15 protein-coding genes are annotated in these 18,617 nt (G+C 49.8%); 9 read left to right on the forward strand and 6 right to left on the reverse strand.

What is annotated here, in order from left to right:
- Positions 1-44: 44 nt before the first annotated feature.
- Both ICL55_RS27450 and ICL55_RS27455 read right to left on the reverse strand, forming a co-directional pair.
- Positions 45-1,355 (reverse strand): RagB/SusD family nutrient uptake outer membrane protein, encoded by a 1,311-nt coding sequence (locus tag ICL55_RS27450; RefSeq protein WP_188103643.1) that lies wholly within the window; start codon positions 1,353-1,355, stop codon positions 45-47.
- Between the two features lie 29 nt (positions 1,356-1,384).
- Complete coding sequence (locus tag ICL55_RS27455; RefSeq protein ID WP_188103645.1) at positions 1,385-4,378, reverse strand: SusC/RagA family TonB-linked outer membrane protein; 2,994 nt, start codon at positions 4,376-4,378, stop codon at positions 1,385-1,387.
- A 326-nt stretch (positions 4,379-4,704) separates the two neighbouring features.
- Between ICL55_RS27455 and ICL55_RS27460 the strand changes: the two genes are divergently transcribed.
- A complete protein-coding gene (locus tag ICL55_RS27460) occupies positions 4,705-5,526 on the forward strand; it encodes a thymidylate synthase (RefSeq protein ID WP_188103648.1) in 822 nt (273 codons plus the stop codon).
- A 1-nt stretch (position 5,527) separates the two neighbouring features.
- Complete coding sequence (locus tag ICL55_RS27465) at positions 5,528-6,022, forward strand: dihydrofolate reductase (RefSeq protein ID WP_188103650.1); 495 nt, start codon at positions 5,528-5,530, stop codon at positions 6,020-6,022.
- A 3-nt stretch (positions 6,023-6,025) separates the two neighbouring features.
- On the opposite strand, the gene dnaG is transcribed toward ICL55_RS27465, so the two are convergent.
- Positions 6,026-7,999, reverse strand: a complete 1,974-nt coding sequence (dnaG, locus tag ICL55_RS27470) for a DNA primase (protein ID WP_188103652.1) — start codon at positions 7,997-7,999, stop codon at positions 6,026-6,028.
- Positions 8,000-8,371: 372 nt separating this feature from the next.
- Between dnaG and ICL55_RS27475 the strand changes: the two genes are divergently transcribed.
- Positions 8,372-9,544: an acetyl-CoA C-acyltransferase gene (locus ICL55_RS27475; RefSeq protein ID WP_188103654.1), complete on the forward strand. Its 1,173-nt coding sequence runs from the start codon at positions 8,372-8,374 to the stop codon at positions 9,542-9,544.
- Between the two features lie 95 nt (positions 9,545-9,639).
- On the opposite strand, the gene ICL55_RS27480 is transcribed toward ICL55_RS27475, so the two are convergent.
- A complete protein-coding gene (locus ICL55_RS27480) occupies positions 9,640-10,260 on the reverse strand; it encodes a hypothetical protein (protein WP_188103656.1) in 621 nt (206 codons plus the stop codon).
- 245 nt (positions 10,261-10,505) lie between these two features.
- Between ICL55_RS27480 and ICL55_RS27485 the strand changes: the two genes are divergently transcribed.
- Positions 10,506-11,489, forward strand: a complete 984-nt coding sequence (locus tag ICL55_RS27485) for a pyruvate dehydrogenase complex E1 component subunit beta (protein WP_078672086.1) — start codon at positions 10,506-10,508, stop codon at positions 11,487-11,489.
- A gap of 136 nt (positions 11,490-11,625) precedes the next feature.
- Here the strand turns inward: ICL55_RS27485 and cysM are convergent, their stop codons facing one another.
- The gene (gene cysM / locus ICL55_RS27490) at positions 11,626-12,498 is read right to left on the reverse strand and encodes a cysteine synthase CysM (RefSeq protein ID WP_188103658.1); all 873 of its coding nucleotides are present in this window, start codon (positions 12,496-12,498) and stop codon (positions 11,626-11,628) included.
- 9 nt (positions 12,499-12,507) lie between these two features.
- Positions 12,508-13,320, reverse strand: coding sequence for a serine O-acetyltransferase (locus ICL55_RS27495; protein ID WP_188103660.1), 813 nt, complete (start codon positions 13,318-13,320; stop codon positions 12,508-12,510).
- A 273-nt stretch (positions 13,321-13,593) separates the two neighbouring features.
- On the opposite strand from ICL55_RS27495, the gene ICL55_RS27500 reads away from it, so the two are divergent.
- The 5 genes from ICL55_RS27500 to ICL55_RS27520 all read left to right on the forward strand — a co-directional run bounded on the left by ICL55_RS27500 (position 13,594) and on the right by ICL55_RS27520 (position 18,526).
- Positions 13,594-14,778: a sigma-54-dependent transcriptional regulator gene (locus ICL55_RS27500; RefSeq protein ID WP_188103663.1), complete on the forward strand. Its 1,185-nt coding sequence runs from the start codon at positions 13,594-13,596 to the stop codon at positions 14,776-14,778.
- 13 nt (positions 14,779-14,791) lie between these two features.
- On the forward strand, positions 14,792-15,445 hold the full coding sequence (locus ICL55_RS27505; RefSeq protein WP_188103667.1) for an alpha/beta hydrolase: 654 nt from the start codon (positions 14,792-14,794) through the stop codon (positions 15,443-15,445).
- A 260-nt stretch (positions 15,446-15,705) separates the two neighbouring features.
- The gene (lepB, locus tag ICL55_RS27510) at positions 15,706-16,893 is read left to right on the forward strand and encodes a signal peptidase I (protein ID WP_188103669.1); all 1,188 of its coding nucleotides are present in this window, start codon (positions 15,706-15,708) and stop codon (positions 16,891-16,893) included.
- A 137-nt stretch (positions 16,894-17,030) separates the two neighbouring features.
- Positions 17,031-17,522, forward strand: coding sequence for a cytidine deaminase (locus tag ICL55_RS27515; protein WP_188103672.1), 492 nt, complete (start codon positions 17,031-17,033; stop codon positions 17,520-17,522).
- 125 nt (positions 17,523-17,647) lie between these two features.
- Complete coding sequence (locus ICL55_RS27520) at positions 17,648-18,526, forward strand: tetratricopeptide repeat protein (protein WP_343067894.1); 879 nt, start codon at positions 17,648-17,650, stop codon at positions 18,524-18,526.
- Positions 18,527-18,617 lie beyond the last annotated feature (91 nt).

Consider the following 18,617-nt stretch of genomic DNA (forward strand, 5'->3'; position numbering starts at 1 on the left):
TCATCAGGCGGTTTTCGCTTTTTATACCCTTTAAGACGGTTTATTTACTGATTGGACTCGTTCATCGGTATGGGATACCGTGACCATACATCGTCGCCAGGTCTGTCTACCGGCAGCTGGTTAAGCCGGTTGTACCTGCGCATGTCTATCCAGCGATGGCCTTCCATGAACAGGGAATAGCGGCGTTGATAGAGCAGTTCGGTGATGAGCGCGTCTGTGGTAACAGCGCCGGCATAAGGCGTCAGATTATGGCCTGTCCTGATTCTGTTGATCGCCACCAGCGCATCCGGGAATTGTCCCAGTTGTATTTTGGCTTCTGCATAAATAAGGACCAGTTCCTCATTCCGGATGATGGAGATGGGGCTGCTCAGGGTAGGCCAGAGTGTCAGGTCGCGGTTGCCGGTGAGGCCCACGCTGCTTACAGGAGAGGTGCGAGGCGCCGTTTTGTTGATACGGTCATCGGTCCCAATGATGTCGGCAGCAAAAGAAGGATGTGCCACCCTTACCTCCCCGGTAGCATTAGGCTGCAGATACATGGGGTTGATCAGGTCACCGCCATTGGTGGAGTAGGCAGAGTATATACCTGTGTTGAAAGGACCGTTCAGGTCAAAGAAAGACTCATTCAGGGCTGTCAGTGCAGCGGCCCAGTTTTTCCGGTACACATGCACCCTTGCGGCAATAGCCCGGTTGAATTTCAGCAGGCCCGCAGCGTTTTTGAAACCGGCAAATCCGTCGGAGAGCGGGAAGAGCACTTCAGACCCGGTGAGATCTGTTTTGCCGGCGTCGAGGAATTTCAGCACGGAATCCAGGACTACACCCGGATTGGTGATGATAGGGCCCAGGTTGGCATTGTCCGCTACCGGGATTCTGGCGCCGTTGGAATCTGTCATGTTGATATTGAGCAGCAGCTGATAACCGATCAGCGTTTCTGCAAAACCCTGAAAGGCTTTTTTCTGCGCGTCGCTGGCTACTTCGGTACGGGCGGTCTTCAGCGCCTGCATGAGGATAAAACACTGACGGGCTACCTGGTACCTGGCGGCAAACGGATTGGTGATGTAGAAGGTATTGTTGTCGAGCTGTTTGGAACCTCCACCGAGCATATCGGTTGTCCAGCGTGGCTCGGAACCGGAGAAGCGGTACTGCTCACGTCCCAGCACGCCAAAGCCGTCGAGGTAGGTGCCGAAGCTGTTGCGTAACCCGGATTCTGCACCGGTAACGAGGTTGAAAAGGTCACTCCGGCTGGGATTGACGACGATGCCGCCTACCACCGGTGTATTCAGACTGTTGATTTCTCCTTTCTGGCAGGCACTCAGGGCGAGCAGGACGCCGGACAGGTATATAATAAGCTTCTTCATTTGTTACAGTTTTAATAGTCAGATAATGATCAGAAATCGATGCCTAAGTGGAAGCTGGCCCTTTTGTTGGACGGGAAAGGCATTACGTCCACACCGGTAGACAAACCGTTGCTGCCGCGGCTTTGCGCAGTGGTAATGGTGTTACTGCCGAAGTTGGATACTTCCGGATCATATCCGATATATTTTGTCCAGGTGAAAAAGTTATTGGCGGAAACGCCCAACCGGATACCCTTAATAGTTTTGGTATTCTTCAGCGGAACGTTGTAATAAAGACCGATCTCACGGATACGCACATAGGAAGCGTCCTGCACATACACGCCGGCGCCGGCTCCCGGCCTGTATACACCGGCTTTCACGCCGTTGATCAGGTCATCATAATCGGGGGAAGTAGCGCCGCCATCATTGAGCAATTGGCTCAGGTTGAGGTTGTCGCCACCTTTCTTCCAGTGAATGAGGAAACGCACGGAGAAGTTCTTCAGGAAAGTAAGATCGTTGTAAAAGCTCATCTGGAACTTGGGTTCAGAGTTACCGATCAGTTTCAGCTGATTGTCCACAATACCTTTGATTTGGGTAACCGGCTGTCCTTCTTCCAGATAAAAAGTACCCAGGGAAGCACCAAATGCACCAATAGCATAAGGCGGAATGATCAGTTTGGTCATCTTGGAACGGTTCCTCCACCAGTTGATGTTGGAGGTCCATTTGAAATTGGTGGTATTGACAGGGATAACGGTCAGACCCAGTTCCACGCCGCTGTTGGTAAGGTCGCCACTGTTCTTCCATTCTGTTGCGTAGCCGGTGGAAGAGGGGGTCGCATGCCTTAACAATACGTCGTAGATACGTTTGTTATAGTAAGTAGCTTCGAGTGCCACACGGCCGTTGAACAGGCTGAAGTCGATACCGGTTTCCAGTTCTGACTGTCTTTCCGGTTTGATGTTCGGGTTGCCCAGCAGGTTGTCTACCAGTACACCGGGGAAACCACCGATGTTGCTGCCGATCATGCCGGTGAACTTACTGCCGTAGGGCGGTACGTTACCGGACTGGCCGTAGGCGATGCGTACCTTCAGGTTGTCTACTTTATCTACATGCCAGAAGGGCATCTTGGAGATATTCCAGGAAAAAGCGCCTTTGGGGAAAACATAATATTTAAGATAATCACCGTTGTTGGTGGAGCGGTCAAAACGTACGCCTGCACTGATGGTGAAGGCATCCATCAGGGAGAGGTCTTCCTGGGCGAAGATACCGTTGTCACGGTATTTCTGCCGGAACTGACGGGTGCTGGTGTTACCACTGGCATCGAGGTTGGTTTGGCCGGACACGAGGTTGGTGGCCACGGTCACGATATTGTCCAGGTAACCTGTTTCCAGTGTGGCACCGGCGGTGCTGGTGAGGCTGATTTTTTCATTCGGTGTCCAGGTGTTGGCCACAAAACCCAGGAGGTTGGTGTTGATGTTATTGGTATTACCCTGGATGGAATGGCCTTGCTGGGCTTTTTCTTCAAACTGAAGGTCGCGCGGGAATACGGCGATGGTTTTCAGGTTGAAGTAGTCCACACCGGCTCTGACAGCAACTTTGGTAGAGGAGTGGTTGCTTTGCTGGATACGGTATTCGATGTTGCCGCCGCCTACAAAACGATTCACGCCTTCGTTGTTCATCATCTTATCCCGTGTTTCTATCGGGTTGGATGCGGCGAACGCGTTGCGTGGGTATTCCCCGATAGCGTTGGGGTGAAGCTCCACAAATCCCGGGGTGGTGGACAGGGCCACACCAAGGGATACACCGTTGTTATCGTTATTGGTAACACCTCTGTCGGAAGAGGAGTTAATATAGTTGGTAGTAACGCCAACGGATAAACGATCATTTATCTTGTGGTCTACATTCAGGCGGAATGAATTGTTGAAGTAGCCGGTACCTTTTACGATGCCGTTTTCCTGCCTGCGGTTGCCTGCCAGATAGAACGTGGTTTTTTCTGAACCACCGCTGAGCGCGACGCCGGTATTGAGAATGAGGCCGGTTTGACCGAACATCTCTTTTTCATAGTCATAGATTTTACCGGCAGCCTTGGCAGCTTCAAATTGTGCTTTCATCGCGGCGCGGGCAGCGATCACATCCGGATCGGTGCTGCTGGCGCTGCCTCCCAGATCGGCGGCTGTTTCGGCGGTAAATTGCCGTACGCCTACGAGGTGACGCACTTTCGCAAAGCCCACTTCCTGGTTGAAAGTCACCCTGGTTTTACCGGCTTTACCTTTTTTAGTGGTGATCACGATAACGCCTGCTGCTGCTTTGGCGCCATACATGGCCGCGGCGGAAGCACCTTTGAGCACTTCTATGTTCTCAATATCTTCCGGGTTGAGATCAGCGATACGGCTCGACGGGTTGTCCTGGTTGTTGGGGTTGCCGGAAGTAGCGGCGCCGGTAACATCGTTCAGGCCGGCGGGGATACTGCTGTTGTTAAAGAAAACACCATCTACCACATACAATGGCTGTGAGTTGCCGAACACGGAGGTGATACCACGCAGTTTCACGGAAATGCCGCCACCGGGAGCGCCGGAGTTGGCGGTGATCAGTGCGCCGGGCACCTTGCCGCTGAGGGCGGCGTCGAAAGTCTGGGCCGGTGCTACGCCATTCAGTTCCTTGCCCGAAATAGTGGCTACGGCATTGGCCAGATTACTACGTTTGATATTGGTCGCCAGACCCGTCACCACGATCTCGTCCAGTCGGGCGAAATCCTCTTCCAGTGTGATATTCAGGGTGGTAGCGCCGGGAGGGATGGCTACGGTCTGTGTTTTGTAGCCGGTATAACTAACGATCAGTTTGGACACCGTTGCCGGTATACTGATCGTATATTTGCCGTCCATGTCCGTTATGGTTCCCTTGTTACTGTTGGGCACGCGTACTGTGGCGCCCGGGATGGCATTGCCATGGGTGGCATCCTTGATCCTGCCCGAAATGTTTTGTTGCGCAAATAAGGCAAGCGTACTGCATAAGCAAAGCAGCACCAGCATGCCGGATTTTGGTAGAAGCATAGCACGAAATTGGTTTAGATTAAAATGATGGTGGCATAATCACGATAGCGTAATTAAGATTTTGGTGAACGGGGAATTATGACGTTTGAGTTCGATTTTGGTTTCGGTTTTGGTTGAATCTATCTTATCTTCTGCTACCGTACTGGCAAGTATCAGGCTTTTCAATATCAGGGCGCACCTTCCGGCAGTGGTCTTCGTAGTCGTCTAATGCTGTTGTTGTAACTTCTGGCTATTTTGAATGTCAGTTTACGAAAAATCAGGCTGACTTTCACTTTTTTTGTTTGACTTATTTAGGTTATATTTTTCTCGTAACTTGCCGCCTGATTATGGAACAATATCTCACTTTATTACAACATATTATCAAGGAAGGCGCCGTTAAAACTGACCGCACCGGTACCGGTACCACCAGCTGTTTTGGTTATCAGATGAGGTTCGACCTCAGCAAAGGATTTCCGTTGGTGACTACGAAAAAATTACACCTGAAGTCCATTATATATGAACTGCTATGGTTTCTGAAAGGAGATACCAATATCGCCTGGCTGAAAGAACATAACGTGAGCATATGGGATGAATGGGCGGACGCTAACGGCGATCTGGGCCCCGTATACGGTAAACAGTGGCGCAGCTGGGAAACTACCTCCGGTGATGTGATCGATCAGATCACCATCGCGGTGGATACCATCAAAAAGAACCCGGACTCCCGCCGTATTATCGTCAATGCCTGGAACGTGGGCGACCTGCCTAAAATGGCGCTCAGCCCCTGCCACTGCCTGTTCCAGTTTTATGTAACGCCTCCCGACGCTGCCAAAGGAGAAACCAGGGGTAAACTCAGCTGTCAGCTCTACCAGCGCAGCGCCGACGTATTCCTCGGTGTGCCGTTTAATATTGCCTCCTATGCGCTGCTTACCATGATGATGGCGCAGGTGTGCGACCTCGAGGCGGGTGACTTTATCCATACCTTCGGAGATGTACACCTGTACAGCAACCACATGGAACAAGCGCAGCTGCAGCTGACCAGAACACCTTTCCCGCTGCCGGTGATGAAAATAAACCCGGACGTGAAAGACCTGTTCGCATTTAAATATGAAGACTTCGAACTGGTAGATTATCAGTTCCATCCTGCTATTAAAGCACCCGTAGCCATCTGATATGAGGGTATCCATTATAGTGGCCGCATCAGAAAATAATGTGATCGGCATCAACAATCAATTGCCCTGGCGCCTGTCTACTGACCTGAAGTACTTTAAAAGTACGACGCTGGGCAAACCCATTGTCATGGGAAGAAAAACGTTTGATTCGCTTGGAAAACCGCTGCCCGGAAGGCCTAACATCGTCATCACGCGGCAAACGGATTTCCAGCCGGAGGGCGCGTATGTAGTGGCTTCCATCGAAGAGGCCATTGCCAAAGCAAAAACATTCGACGGTGACGAGCTCTTTGTTACCGGCGGCTCCCAGATATTTGAACAGGCCTGGCACCTGATAGATCGTATCTACCTCACACGGGTATACGCAGTCGTGCCGGGAGACGCTTTTTTCCCTGCCATACACGGTAACGAATGGACGCTCGTAAGCGACGAACGCCACGAGGCAGACGAAAAGAACGAATATCCTTTCTCCTTCCAGGTATGGGAACGCAAGCAGTAAAATCTATTTGAAAATAACGGTACCGAGGCCCTGGGTAAGCTCCTTTTCCAGGGCCTTCAGGTGTACCTGCATCTCGAGGCAGCGCATCACCTGCTCCATGTCAGTGGCTTTCTCCGCTTCTTCCTGATTTTCCGTGATCAGCTTTTTGATCTTCCGGAGAATAAGATAGTTGGTAGTAGATATGGTGTCTTTCAGATAGGCATTGTCGCCATAAACGGTATCAATCTCGAACCGCTCCTTCCAGTTAACACTTAAATCGGCTTCTTTGTCTTCCAGTATCAGCGCGGTGTATTTGCTCATGTCCGGGTCCTGGTGATACAGGAACCATTTTTTATCCGGCAGGCTGCCTTCATCATACAATGCTTTGTATTCCCGGAGAATACGTTTCACCATCTCACTGTCGGCCAGCGATTCAAAATCATAGGGGAGATGGAAAATATAATCGGCTACGGTGTTGTTTTCTTCTTCGCTGAAAGGCTTGTCGCCAAAACGCAGCAATATCTTCACCAGCTCCTTCTCCTGCTTTTCATCCTTGTTGAGCAACGATGAAATGGACACACCGGTTTCGGCGGCTTCCATGGCGGCAATGGCCTCTTCGCTCAGTGCGTCGTCCTGCTCTGCCGGCGATGGGGCATTGCGGGCGATGGCTTGCTCGCGTTTGACCAGCCTCTCCCGGATGAACTTGTTGACCAGCGCCACAAGTCCCTGCTCGTCGATTTTGAGCAACTGGCTGCATTGACGGATATAGTCCTGCTGCCGGGTAAAATCTTCGGCTTTATCGATCTTGGAAATAGTTTCCGCGATCTCATTCACCAGCTGTGATTTTTTATTACTGTCGTTGCCGGCCTCCTGCATGCTCAGCTGCAGTTTAAACAGCACGAAGTCCTGCTTGTTGTCCTCAATGAACGTGCGGAAAGCAGCGGCGCCGATGCGCTGTACATAACTGTCCGGGTCTTCTTTGTCGGGCAGCAGTACCAGTTTTACGTTGAGGCTTTCTTCCACGGCCATATCGAGGCCGCGCAGCGCTGCTTTGATACCGGCACTGTCGCCATCATAGATGATGGTGAGGTTGTTGGTATATTTTTTAATGAGCCGCAGCTGGTCCTGCGTAAGGGAGGTACCACTGGAAGCCACCACGTTTTCCACGCCTGCCTGGTGCAGGGAGATCACGTCGGTATAACCTTCCACCAGCAGGCATTCATTGAGCTTGTCGATGGCATGCCGCGCGAAATAGGTACCATACAGCACCCGGCTCTTGACGTAAATTTCGTTCTCGGGGGAGTTGATGTACTTGGGGGCCCGGTCGGACTTGACGAGGATACGGGCGCCGAAGCCCAGGATTTTACCCGACTGGTTATGTATCGGGAAGATCACCCTGCCGCGGTAGTTATCCGCCGGTTGCTCGTTACGAATGGTGACCAGCCCCGTTTTCTGAAGATACTCCAGGTTATAACCTTTGGACAATGCCGTCTGGGCAAAGGTGTCCCGTTGGTTGAGACAGTAGCCCAGCTGGAATTTGCGGACGGTTTCCTCGGTGAAACCACGTTCTTCAAAATAACTTAACCCTACATTCTGCCCTTCGTCCGTATTAAACAGGGTGTCGGTGAAATACTCCCGGGCAAAACCGTTGATAATAAACAGGCTGTCGGACATCAGCTGATGCTGCCGCAGCTCGGGGCTCACCTCGGTTTCTTCAATCTCAACCTGGTACTTCTGCGCCAGCCATTTAATGGCTTCCACGTAGGAGTACTTCTCATGCTCCATGACAAAGCTGATGGCGTTGCCACTTTTGCCACAGCCAAAGCATTTGTAGATCTCCTTGCTGGGAGACACGGTGAAAGAAGGGGATTTCTCATTGTGGAACGGACAAAGGCCCATGTAATTGGCGCCTCTTTTTTTCAGTTTCACGAAAGAACCCACAATCTCCACAATATCAATGCGGCCGAGGATTTGTTGTATGGATTGTTGAGATATCACGGTTTGATCAATGCAACTGCAAACATACGGTAATTTCTCCGGAGCGGGAATATGCCAGCTTATCAAATGGCAGGAAATGATCATTCCTGTTTAAAATATATATAATTCACGGCACCGGGACCTTATGTAGCCTGTGTCGCGCCCCTGAGGGCGGCAAAGAAAAACAAAACCGGTACGGATAAGTATTCAATAAAATCAATAAAAACAGGTATTTAAAGCAGGCGGATAACGAATCCCGGGCGATACATTAAACAGCTTTCACCATTTGCTGTTTTTCGCTCAAAATTCGTTATTCGCCTGCTGTTTTTTCCAAATCAGCTTTCCTTATATTTGGTAGATTATCCAAACAAGCCAAACAATCTTAATAAACAGATGAAAGAAGTTTTTATAGTAGCCGCAGTCCGTACGCCTATTGGTGGTTTTAACGGCACACTGTCCGGCGTTTCGGCCGTAAAGCTGGGTTCTACCGTTATTAAAGCTGCACTGGAGCAGGCGGGAGTAGATGCCGCCAAAGTGAATGAAGTATACATGGGTAATGTGATCAGTGCCAACCTGGGACAGGCGCCTGCCACACAGGCCAGTCTGGGTGCCGGTTTGCCGAATACAGTGCCCTGCACGGGTGTCAACAAGGTTTGTGCTTCCGGTATGAAAGCCATCATGATGGGGGCGCAGAGCATCCTGCTGGGCGATAACGATATCGTGGTAGCAGGCGGCATGGAAAACATGAGCGGCGTCCCTTATTATCTGGATAAAGCCCGTACCGGTTATAAGCTCGGTGCCGGTGCCGTGATCGACGGTATCATCCGCGACGGCCTCTGGGACCCTTACAAAGATTTCCACATGGGCAATGCAGCGGAGCTTTGCGCCGCTGAATACAAGATTACCCGGGAAGATCAGGACGCTTATGCCATTGAAAGCTACCGCCGTGCGGCAGTGGCCTGGGAAAAAGGCTACTTCAAAAAAGAAGTGGTGCCGGTGGAAATACCTGGCAAAACAGTGGTGACCGTATCAGAAGACGAAGATTATAAAAAGGTGATCCTGGAAAAGGTGCCTACCCTGAAACCTACTTTCCAGAAAGATGGTACCATTACTGCCGCTAATGCCTCTAATATCAATGATGGTGCAGCTGCGGTGGTACTGGTGAGCGGAGAGAAACTGAAAGAGCTGGGACTGAAGCCACTGGCTAAAATTATCAGCTTTGCAGATGCTAATCAGGCGCCGGAATGGTTTACCACCACTCCTGTGAAAGCGGCTGAAAAAGCATTGGCCAAGGCCAACCTGAAAATCACGGATATGGATTTTGCAGAGGTGAACGAAGCGTTTTCCTGCGTGCCCATTGCCAATGCCAAAGACCTGAACATGCCGCTGGACAAAGTGAACGTGTGGGGCGGTGCTGTAGCCATGGGCCACCCGATCGGTTGCAGCGGTGCCAGAATCGTGGTAACGCTTAATTCCATCCTGCATGAAAATAATGCCCGCTATGGCCTGGCTGCCATCTGTAACGGTGGTGGCGGCGCCAGCGCAATGATCATAGAAAAAGCATAACACCTGGTCATTTAGTTATTTGATCATTTTGATATTGAAAGCGTTTTTTCGAAACAGCACAATATCAAAATGATCAAATAACTAAAATGATAAATTTATTCCAGCGCCAGCAGCGTATCTTTTCGCATTTTGCCATAACCCCATTGTACCAATACACTGTCAACTCCTTTCTTCTTCAGCCGCAGGTTGCCTATTGCCTGTTGGGGTTTAATCACGTCGGGCGTAATTTCTTCAAACAACCAGTATTTATCGGTGATCAGGCTGTAGGTCGGGGCGATCGACAGAATTCCACTGGTTTTACTTTGCAGGGCGTGGTCATCATCAATGGTGTACCGGCGAAAGTCGCTGTCAGACAGTAGGGTGAGTGTTGCCACCAATGTCAGGATGCGCAGGGGAGGTATGATCAGTCCAAACAGCAATACAAACGGAAAGCCGAACAGTACTGTCAGGTAAGCATACCGGGCATCGGTGTCGGGTTTGCTCAGGCCAAAGAGGACCATGCCACTGCCGGCGTAGAGCGTAAAGAATACTCTTTCCGTCTGGGTTCCTTTAAACCCGTATCCGTTGATCATCAACAACAGGCAAATCACTGAAAAGAACAGGAAAATAAGATGAACGTACCAGGTAAGGGCCAGCGCTATGGGTGATTTTACTTTTTTGATCCTGCAGGATATCGCTGTGAGAAAACAGATAGTAAGGATGGTCAGTGTAACCATTATTTGTTGATTTGATGATTGGGAAATTTTGATATTGCATGACATGAAGGCCCTGTTGCACCTCCCTGAAACCCACTCAATTCACATGTTAAAATAATCAAATATAAAAATAATAAAATAACTAAATATTATAGCAGGGTTGTCATATTAATTATTAATCCTTTGCTTTTTCGTCAACAAACAATATTTTTGCCCTGCCTTACGACAATCAGGCACTTAAACTTTCAAACTTTATTAAGAATAGCATGCGTCAGATAGCTTTCAGACAAGCCTTAAGAGAAGCCCTGCAGGAGGAATTTCGCCGTGATGAACGGGTATTACTGATGGGGGAGGAAGTAGCCGAATACAATGGTGCTTATAAAGTGAGCCAGGGAATGCTCGATGAGTTTGGTCCAAAACGTGTGATTGACACGCCGATCGCTGAACTTGGATTTGCTGCCATTGGCGTTGGTGCTGCGCAGAACGGCCTTCGCCCGGTAGTGGAATTTATGACCTGGAACTTCGCAACACTGGCTTTAGACCAGATCCTGAATACGGCTTCCAAAATGCTCGCCATGAGTGGTGGCCAGGTTGGTTGTCCGATCGTTTTCCGCGGACCTAACGGTTCTGCCGGTCAGCTGGGCGCTCAGCACTCTACTGCTTTCGAAAGCTACTATGCTAACATCCCCGGCCTGAAAGTGATCTCCGTTTCCAATCCATACGACGCGAAAGGTTTGCTCAAAGCGGCTATCCGCGATGACGATCCGGTTGTTTTCATGGAAAGTGAAGTGATGTACGGTGATATGGGTGAAGTACCGGAAGAAGAGTACATCATCCCTATCGGTAAAGCCGATATCAAACGTGCCGGTAAAGACGTGACCATCGTTTCTTTCAATAAAATGATGAAAGTGGCCCTCGGCGCTGCGGAAGAACTGGCTAAGGAAGGTATCGAAGCAGAGGTGATCGACCTGCGCACCATCCGTCCGCTGGACTGGTTCACCATCCTCGAGTCTGTGAAGAAAACCAATCGCCTGGTGATCGTGGAAGAACAATGGCCATTCTCCAGCGTATCTTCTGAAATCGCTTACCGCATTCAGAAAGAAGGTTTCGACTACCTGGACGCTCCCATCCGTCGTATCACTGCGCCTGACGCTCCGATGCACTACGCACCCAACCTGGTGAAACTGTACATGCCGGATGTAGAACGCACTGTGAAACTGGTGAAAGAAGTAATGTACATGAAGAAATAACCGGGGATTTACGGATTTAGAAATTTACGGATTTACGAATTTATAAAAGCGAAGACCTGAGCGACCTATATTGCTCAGGTCTTCGCTTTTTATAAATCCCAAAATTCGTAAATCCGTAAATCCCAAAATTCCTGAATCAGGCAAACAAGTCGCTCGACAGGTACCGGTCGCCCCGATCGCAGATAATGCCCACGATCACGCCGCTGGTCAGTTCCCGTGAAAGCCGCAAGGCTGCTGCCATAGCGCCACCGCTGCTCATGCCGCAGAAAATGGCCTCTTCTTTCGCCAGCCTTTTGGTCATCTCCCGGGCCTCTTTTTCATCGATCTCCATGGTCACATCTACCCGCGATTTTTCGAATATTTTAGGGAGATAAGCCTCCGGCCATTTGCGGATACCCGGTATTTTGGAGCCGTCGGTAGGCTGACAGCCCACAATCTGTACCGCCGGGTTCTGCTCCTTCAGGAACCGTGATACGCCCATAATAGTGCCCGTAGTGCCCATGGCGCTCACAAAGTGCGTGACCTTGCCGGCCGTGTCCCGCCAGATTTCGGGGCCGGTCGTTTTATAGTGCATCCCATAGTTATCGGGATTGGCAAACTGATTCAGCATCACATAGCCGCCTTTGGCCACCTGCGCATTGGCGTAGTCGATAGACGCCTCCATTGACTCTTCCAGCACCACTTTGGCGCCATAGGCCTGCATGGTTTGTACCCGCTCCAGGGTGGAGTCGGCAGGCATCACCAGGTCTATCTCGATGCCAAATAAATTGGCGATCATCGCCAGGGCAATGCCCGTATTGCCGCTGGTGGCTTCTATCAGGCGGGTGCCTTTGCGTATTTCGCCCCTGTCCAGCGCTCCTTTGATCATACCATAGGCAGCCCTGTCCTTCACACTTCCGCCGGGATTGGTACCTTCCAGTTTAGCATAGATTTTAACATCCGGGTTCTCCGGGATCCGTTGTAATTCCACCATTGGCGTATTGCCAACGAGGTCCAGTATTGTCGCCATAATCGGTTATTATTCGTGATTGCTCTCCAGGTATTTGTGTTCTGCTTTGTAATAGATACGGGAAAAAGGCTCGATGCTCCGTATCAGCCATACGTTGCCGCCAATGACGCTGTGGTGGCCGATGATCGTATCGCCGCCCAAAATGGTGGCGCCGGCATAAATCACCACATGATCTTCAATGGTAGGGTGCCGCTTGCTGCGCGCCATCGTTTTTTCGATGCTCAACGCACCCAGGGTTACGCCCTGGTATAGCTTTACATGCTGACCAATGACGGTGGTTTCCCCGATAACAATACCGGTACCATGGTCTATACAGAAGAACGGCGCAATCACCGCTCCGGGATGGATATCAATACCGGTGCGGGCATGCGCCAGCTCCGTGATCATCCTGGGCAGCAGTGGTATTTTCAGTTCATACAAGGCATGCGCCATACGGTAAAAGGCAATGGCATAAAACCCGGGATAGGCACGGATCACCTCATACAGACAAGTGGCCGCCGGATCGCCCTGAAAAATGGCGTTCGCGTCTTTGGTCAACTCATCATATATCAGCGGTACCCTGCTCATGAAATCCCGGCTGATATGGCCTGCTTCTTCGGGCAACTGATGCTGCATGGGCAGCAGCAATGTCTCCAGCTGTTTCTCCAGCTTGCGTCCGTACTCTTTCAATAGTACGGGATCGGCCATCACCTGACCGGTGTGTTCGGGGAATAACCAATTAATCAGACTATTGGCAAAATCACTTACAACACTCGTGGCGGGATAAGCATTTGCGGCAGCCAATTGGTGTCTTCGCTTCAGTTCTTCCAAAAAGTCGCTCATATGCGGAGGAATTACAGATCTATATTCGTTTGTATTTAAAATTACTCATATTCCCTGTAAAGTTAGTAGACTTTTCATTTAGATATTTTGATATTTGGTTATTTACACAGAGCGGAGATGGTCATTAGTTAATTTACGTATATTCAGTGCAATGATTCTTCAGCACAATATCCAAATAACCAAATAACAAAGTGAAAAAATAGGCAAATCTCCTTTATTTTTGGCGCTGATTACTACCGGACTATACCGGTATTATAAATCTCAACATTCGCTATGGCTAACATTTTAATTATTGACGACGAAAAAAGCATCCGTAAAACACTCACTGAAATTCTGAGTTATGAAGGCTATAAGGTAGAAGAGGCGGCGGATGGCTTGGAAGGATTTAAAATGTTCCAGGCAAAACAATACGATGCTGTATTGTGTGATATCAAAATGCCTAAAATGGATGGCCTGGAATTTCTGGAAAAAGCCCGGGAAATCAACCAGGACGTGCCCATCATCATGGTATCCGGCCACGGTAACATCGATACCGCCGTTGACGCTGTGAAAAAAGGTGCGTATGACTATATCTCCAAACCACCAGACCTGAACCGCCTGCTGATTACCCTGCGCAACGCGATGGATAAAACCAAGCTGGTGACGGAAACGAAGACCCTGCGCCGCAAGGTCAACAAAGTACCGGAAATGATCGGTTCTTCTGCTCCCATCCTGAAAATCCGGGAAACGATCGAGAAAGTGGCACCTACGGATGCCCGCGTACTGATCACCGGCGAAAACGGGGTAGGGAAGGAACTGGTGGCCCGCTGGCTCCACGAACGCAGCAACCGCGCCTCCGGCCCCATGGTGGAAGTTAACTGCGCCGCTATCCCCAGCGAACTGATAGAAAGCGAACTTTTTGGACATGAAAAAGGCTCTTTTACCTCCGCGGTGAAACAACGGATCGGTAAATTTGAACAAGCCAGCGGTGGCACCCTTTTCCTTGACGAAATCGGCGATATGAGCCTCAGCGCACAGGCTAAAGTGCTCCGTGCCCTGCAGGAAGGCAAAATCACCCGCGTGGGCGGCGACAAAGAAATCAGTGTGGACGTACGCGTGGTGGCCGCTACCAATAAAGACCTCCTCAAAGAAGTGGAAGACAAAAACTTCCGCCTCGACCTCTATCACCGCCTGAGCGTTATCCTCATCCACGTGGCGTCCCTCAACGACCGCCGCGATGATGTGCCACTACTGGTAGATAACTTCCTCGACGCGGTATGCAACGAGTATGGCATCGCCCGCAAAGGCATTGATAAAGAAGCCATGAAAGCACTGCAAAACCACAACTGGTCCGGTAACATCCGCGAACTGCGCAACGTGGTGGAAAGACTGGTGATCCTCTCCGGGAAAACCATTACCACAGAGGATGTGGAGGACTTTGTAGTGCCTTCCCGTGAAAGAAAAAAAGCAGGTTCCTGAATCTGAAAATGATATGTCCAGACAGCTGTATCTTATTAGTGGCCTGGGTGCCGATGAACGCATCTTCAACAACCTGCGTTTCCCGGCCGGCTATGATATACACCACCTGAAATGGATAGACCCGCTGCCCAATGAGCCCATCAGCAGTTATGCCACCCGTATGGCGGGCGGTATCACCGCCGATGGGCCCATTTCTTTAATGGGCGTGTCTTTCGGCGGTATCATGAGCCTGGAGATAGCCAAGGTGCGACCTGTCGCACAGAATATCCTGGTGTCCAGCATTAAACAGACGACCGAAAAGCCGCCATATTACAACTGGGTACGCAAGCTCCGGCTGCATCAGTTGCCCGATGCCATCATCTACCGGCAAAGAGGCATGGTAGTAAAGAAGTTCCTCAATATCGAAAGCAGGGAAGAAGGACAACTGGTAAAGGAATACCTGACTAAAAGCGACTTTACCTACACCCGGTGGGCTGTTAACGCTATCCTGCACTGGGAAAACGATACGGTGCCCCCCAACCTGGTACACATCCATGGAGGTAAAGACATGCCCTTCCCCATCCGCTTTGTGAAGCCCACGCACGTTATTCCCGATGGCGGCCACTTTATGGTTCTCAACCGGGCAACGGAAGTTAACCGCATCCTGGGCGAAGCCATGCTGGGGTAGTTCACGCAAAGGCGCAAAGCAGCAAAGACGCAAAGACTATATAAAAGCGAGCAGAGAAAGCCAGGGAAAGGGGATCAAATTTGATCTCCGTTCCCTGGCTTTCTTATAACTCTTAAAAAAATAATCTTTGCGTCTTTGCTGCTTTGCGCCTTTGCGTGCCTATTTAAGCTATTTTTAAGAAAACTTTTCTTCGGGAAAAGCTACTCACTAACAACAGAATATTATATTTGCCTTTTTAAGCATCTAATAAGCGTACTTGAATGAATCTGGCATTTTGGAAAAAAAATAAAGAAGGTCAGCCAAAGAAAAAGAAATCTACGGCGAGAGAATGGTTAGACGCTGGTATCTTTGCTATCATAGCAGCCACGCTTATCCGCACTTTTATTTTTGAGGCCTATACCATTCCTACACCTTCCATGGAAAAGACCTTGCTGGTAAACGACTTCCTCTTCGTAAGCAAGATCAGCTACGGGCCCCGGATTCCAATGACGCCGCTGGCCATGCCTTTTGTGCATCACACCATGCCGTTCACCAAATCTACCAAAGCTTACTCTGAAGCCATCAAATGGAAATACAAACGTCTTCCGGGTTTCTCCGATATCAAACGATATGATGTGGTGGTGTTTAACTTCCCGGAAGGAGATACAGTGGCTATCGGTGCAGCTGACCCGAGTTATTACAACATGGTAAGACAGAACGGCTGGCAGGCAGTCAACAATTCCTATGAGATCATTCATCGCCCGGTAGATAAAAGGGAAAACTATATCAAACGCTGCATGGCAGAAGCCGGTGACACACTCAAAATCGTACACGGCGTAGTATATGTGAATGGCCAGCCGGCCCCTGTACCTCCCGGCAGCCAGCATAAATATATCGTGGAAACGACCGGCGATCAGCTCAATGCCAGCCGTCTGGATGAATTGGGCATTGTTGGTCCGGAATATACGTTCGACAACAACAAGTACGTGTACAACCTTACACCTGACAACGTAGCCGCGCTGAAACAATTCCCGATCGTGAAAAATATCAGTGTGTACGAAGAATCCAACTATGTTGATTTTAACTATAGCATGGTATTCCCGCATGATACGGCACATTTCAAATGGACAGAGGAGAATTTCGGCCCACTGTATATCCCGAAGAAAGGTGCTACCATAAAACTGGACGACAACAATATTGCTATCTATGACCGCGCCATCCGCGTGTACGAGGGCAATACGCTGGAGCAGAAAGAGGGTAAGATCTTCATCAACGGTCAGCCTGCGGATTCTTACACTTTCAAAATGAACTATTACTGGATGATGGGGGACAACCGCAACAATTCCCTCGATTCCCGCTTCTGGGGCTTTGTTCCGGAAGATCACGTGGTAGGTAAGGCATGGCTGATCTGGATGAGCTATGGTGAAAATGGCATCCGCTGGAGCCGCCTGTTCAGAGGCATCAAATAAGCACTGGCTGAAAATATTTTTTAAAGTAAATTACGGACTGGCATATTGCCGGTCCGTAGTTGTCTTTACCCCTTTACAGCCCCAACTTGCAGGTGTATCCCGGTAAAGGCTATACGTAACAACTTCACACTTTTTTTATGGAGAAACAATTGCAACAATTCGAATTTTGGGTATATAATGATATTACCGGTCTGGATGACAGGGACGCATGGTTGCTGAAAGAGGCCCGTGATGTAACCCGCCATGCGTATGCGCCTTACTCCCATTTTCAGGTGGGTGCGGTGATACGGCTGGTCAACGGAGAGATTGTGGCTGGTTCCAACCAGGAAAATGCCGCTTTCCCCGCCGGCCTGTGTGCTGAAAGAGTGGCACTGTCTGCCGCCTCCTCCGCTTATCCGGATGTACCGGTAGATACCATTGCCGTTAGTTATAACAACATGCATGGCGACAGTGATCATCCTATTTCGCCCTGTGGTGTTTGTCGTCAGACGCTGGCCGAATATGAGCTGCGTCAGGAAAGCCCGATACGCCTTATCCTGGGGGGCCTGAGCGGAAAAGTGTACGTGATCAGCAAGGCCAATGACCTGCTGCCTTTAGGGTTCTCTGCTTCCGATATGACAGAAAAATAGTCCAACTGGTTGAAAGTTAAATTATTATCATCTGAATAATAATATATATAAATATTTAAATAATATTATCTTTGTAGGGAAGCCTACACATGATGACCTTTCGCCTTATCCTATGTTTGCCTGTTGTGATACTCAACATGGCCATCCATACCGTCACCGCTGTACCATTAAACAAATGGTACGACAAAGCCCGTGATCTTTACCGCGAGGGTATTGCCTTCAGAAAATCCGGTCAGCACGAAGCGGCCCGTGAGCGTTTTGCTGCCGCCATTAAGGCGGATAGTGCTTTTACTGCTGCCTATAGTGCCCTGGGAGATATTTACTTTGAGAGAAAATCATACGCGGACGCCCTGTTCTGTTGCCGTAAAGCGCAGCAGCTCGGAGCAGCCAATATGAGCCGGCAGATAGGACTGAGTTATTACTATCTGCGTCAATACGAAAACGCGCTGGAAGCGCTGCAACAGGCCCTGCAGGAAGAACCGGGCAATAAAATGGTGCCTTATCAGCTGGCACAATTGTATGCACAGCTGGGCAACTACCGGGAAAGCATACACTATTATCAGGAAGACCTGTTGTTGGACAGCACGCACATTGCTGCCTGGTACGAACTGGGCATGATGTGGTTTAACGTGACTGAACCGGCAAAAGCGGTGCAGGCTTTTGAAAAAGCAGCAGCGCTGGGATGCAGACAGGACGCCGTGTTTCTGTTCAATACCGGCGCGGCGTGGTTGCAGTTGGAAGAGACAGAGAAAGGCATCGCCTGTCTGTTAAAAGCACAGGAACTACAGCCGGATGATGAACAGGTGGGCTTTAATCTCGCCCAGGCGTTTTATGGTAAAGGCGATTTTGAAGCCGCTATTTCTCAGTGGGAAAAGCTGTTACACTTGCAACCCACCAATGCTTTTGCTATGTTTATGCTCGGAAAGTCGTATATGGGTAAGGGTGAGATGGAAAAAGGCATCGCACTTTGTGATAAAGCCACGGCTACCGGCACCATCAGATAATATCAGACATACCTTATTTGCCACAGTGAGGAAGGATTAAAAACAACGCATCAAGGATTGGCAAGCTCCTTTTTCGTTGCTGCTAGCTGTG

The organism is Chitinophaga varians (genome assembly GCF_014529945.1).
Classification (GTDB): domain Bacteria; phylum Bacteroidota; class Bacteroidia; order Chitinophagales; family Chitinophagaceae; genus Chitinophaga; species Chitinophaga varians.

Excerpts from the sequence above, each read along its gene's own strand:
- ICL55_RS27450 (WP_188103643.1), bottom strand. The coding sequence starts at position 1,355 with ATGAAGAAGCTTATTATATACCTGTCCGGCGTCCTGCTCGCCCTGAGT.
- ICL55_RS27455 (WP_188103645.1), bottom strand. The coding sequence starts at position 4,378 with ATGCTTCTACCAAAATCCGGCATGCTGGTGCTGCTTTGCTTATGCAGT.
- ICL55_RS27460 (WP_188103648.1), top strand. The coding sequence starts at position 4,705 with ATGGAACAATATCTCACTTTATTACAACATATTATCAAGGAAGGCGCC.
- ICL55_RS27465 (WP_188103650.1), top strand. The coding sequence starts at position 5,528 with ATGAGGGTATCCATTATAGTGGCCGCATCAGAAAATAATGTGATCGGC.
- ICL55_RS27475 (WP_188103654.1), top strand. The coding sequence starts at position 8,372 with ATGAAAGAAGTTTTTATAGTAGCCGCAGTCCGTACGCCTATTGGTGGT.
- ICL55_RS27480 (WP_188103656.1), bottom strand. The coding sequence starts at position 10,260 with ATGGTTACACTGACCATCCTTACTATCTGTTTTCTCACAGCGATATCC.
- ICL55_RS27485 (WP_078672086.1), top strand. The coding sequence starts at position 10,506 with ATGCGTCAGATAGCTTTCAGACAAGCCTTAAGAGAAGCCCTGCAGGAG.
- cysM (WP_188103658.1), bottom strand. The coding sequence starts at position 12,498 with ATGGCGACAATACTGGACCTCGTTGGCAATACGCCAATGGTGGAATTA.
- ICL55_RS27495 (WP_188103660.1), bottom strand. The coding sequence starts at position 13,320 with ATGAGCGACTTTTTGGAAGAACTGAAGCGAAGACACCAATTGGCTGCC.
- ICL55_RS27500 (WP_188103663.1), top strand. The coding sequence starts at position 13,594 with ATGGCTAACATTTTAATTATTGACGACGAAAAAAGCATCCGTAAAACA.
- ICL55_RS27505 (WP_188103667.1), top strand. The coding sequence starts at position 14,792 with ATGTCCAGACAGCTGTATCTTATTAGTGGCCTGGGTGCCGATGAACGC.
- lepB (WP_188103669.1), top strand. The coding sequence starts at position 15,706 with ATGAATCTGGCATTTTGGAAAAAAAATAAAGAAGGTCAGCCAAAGAAA.
- ICL55_RS27515 (WP_188103672.1), top strand. The coding sequence starts at position 17,031 with ATGGAGAAACAATTGCAACAATTCGAATTTTGGGTATATAATGATATT.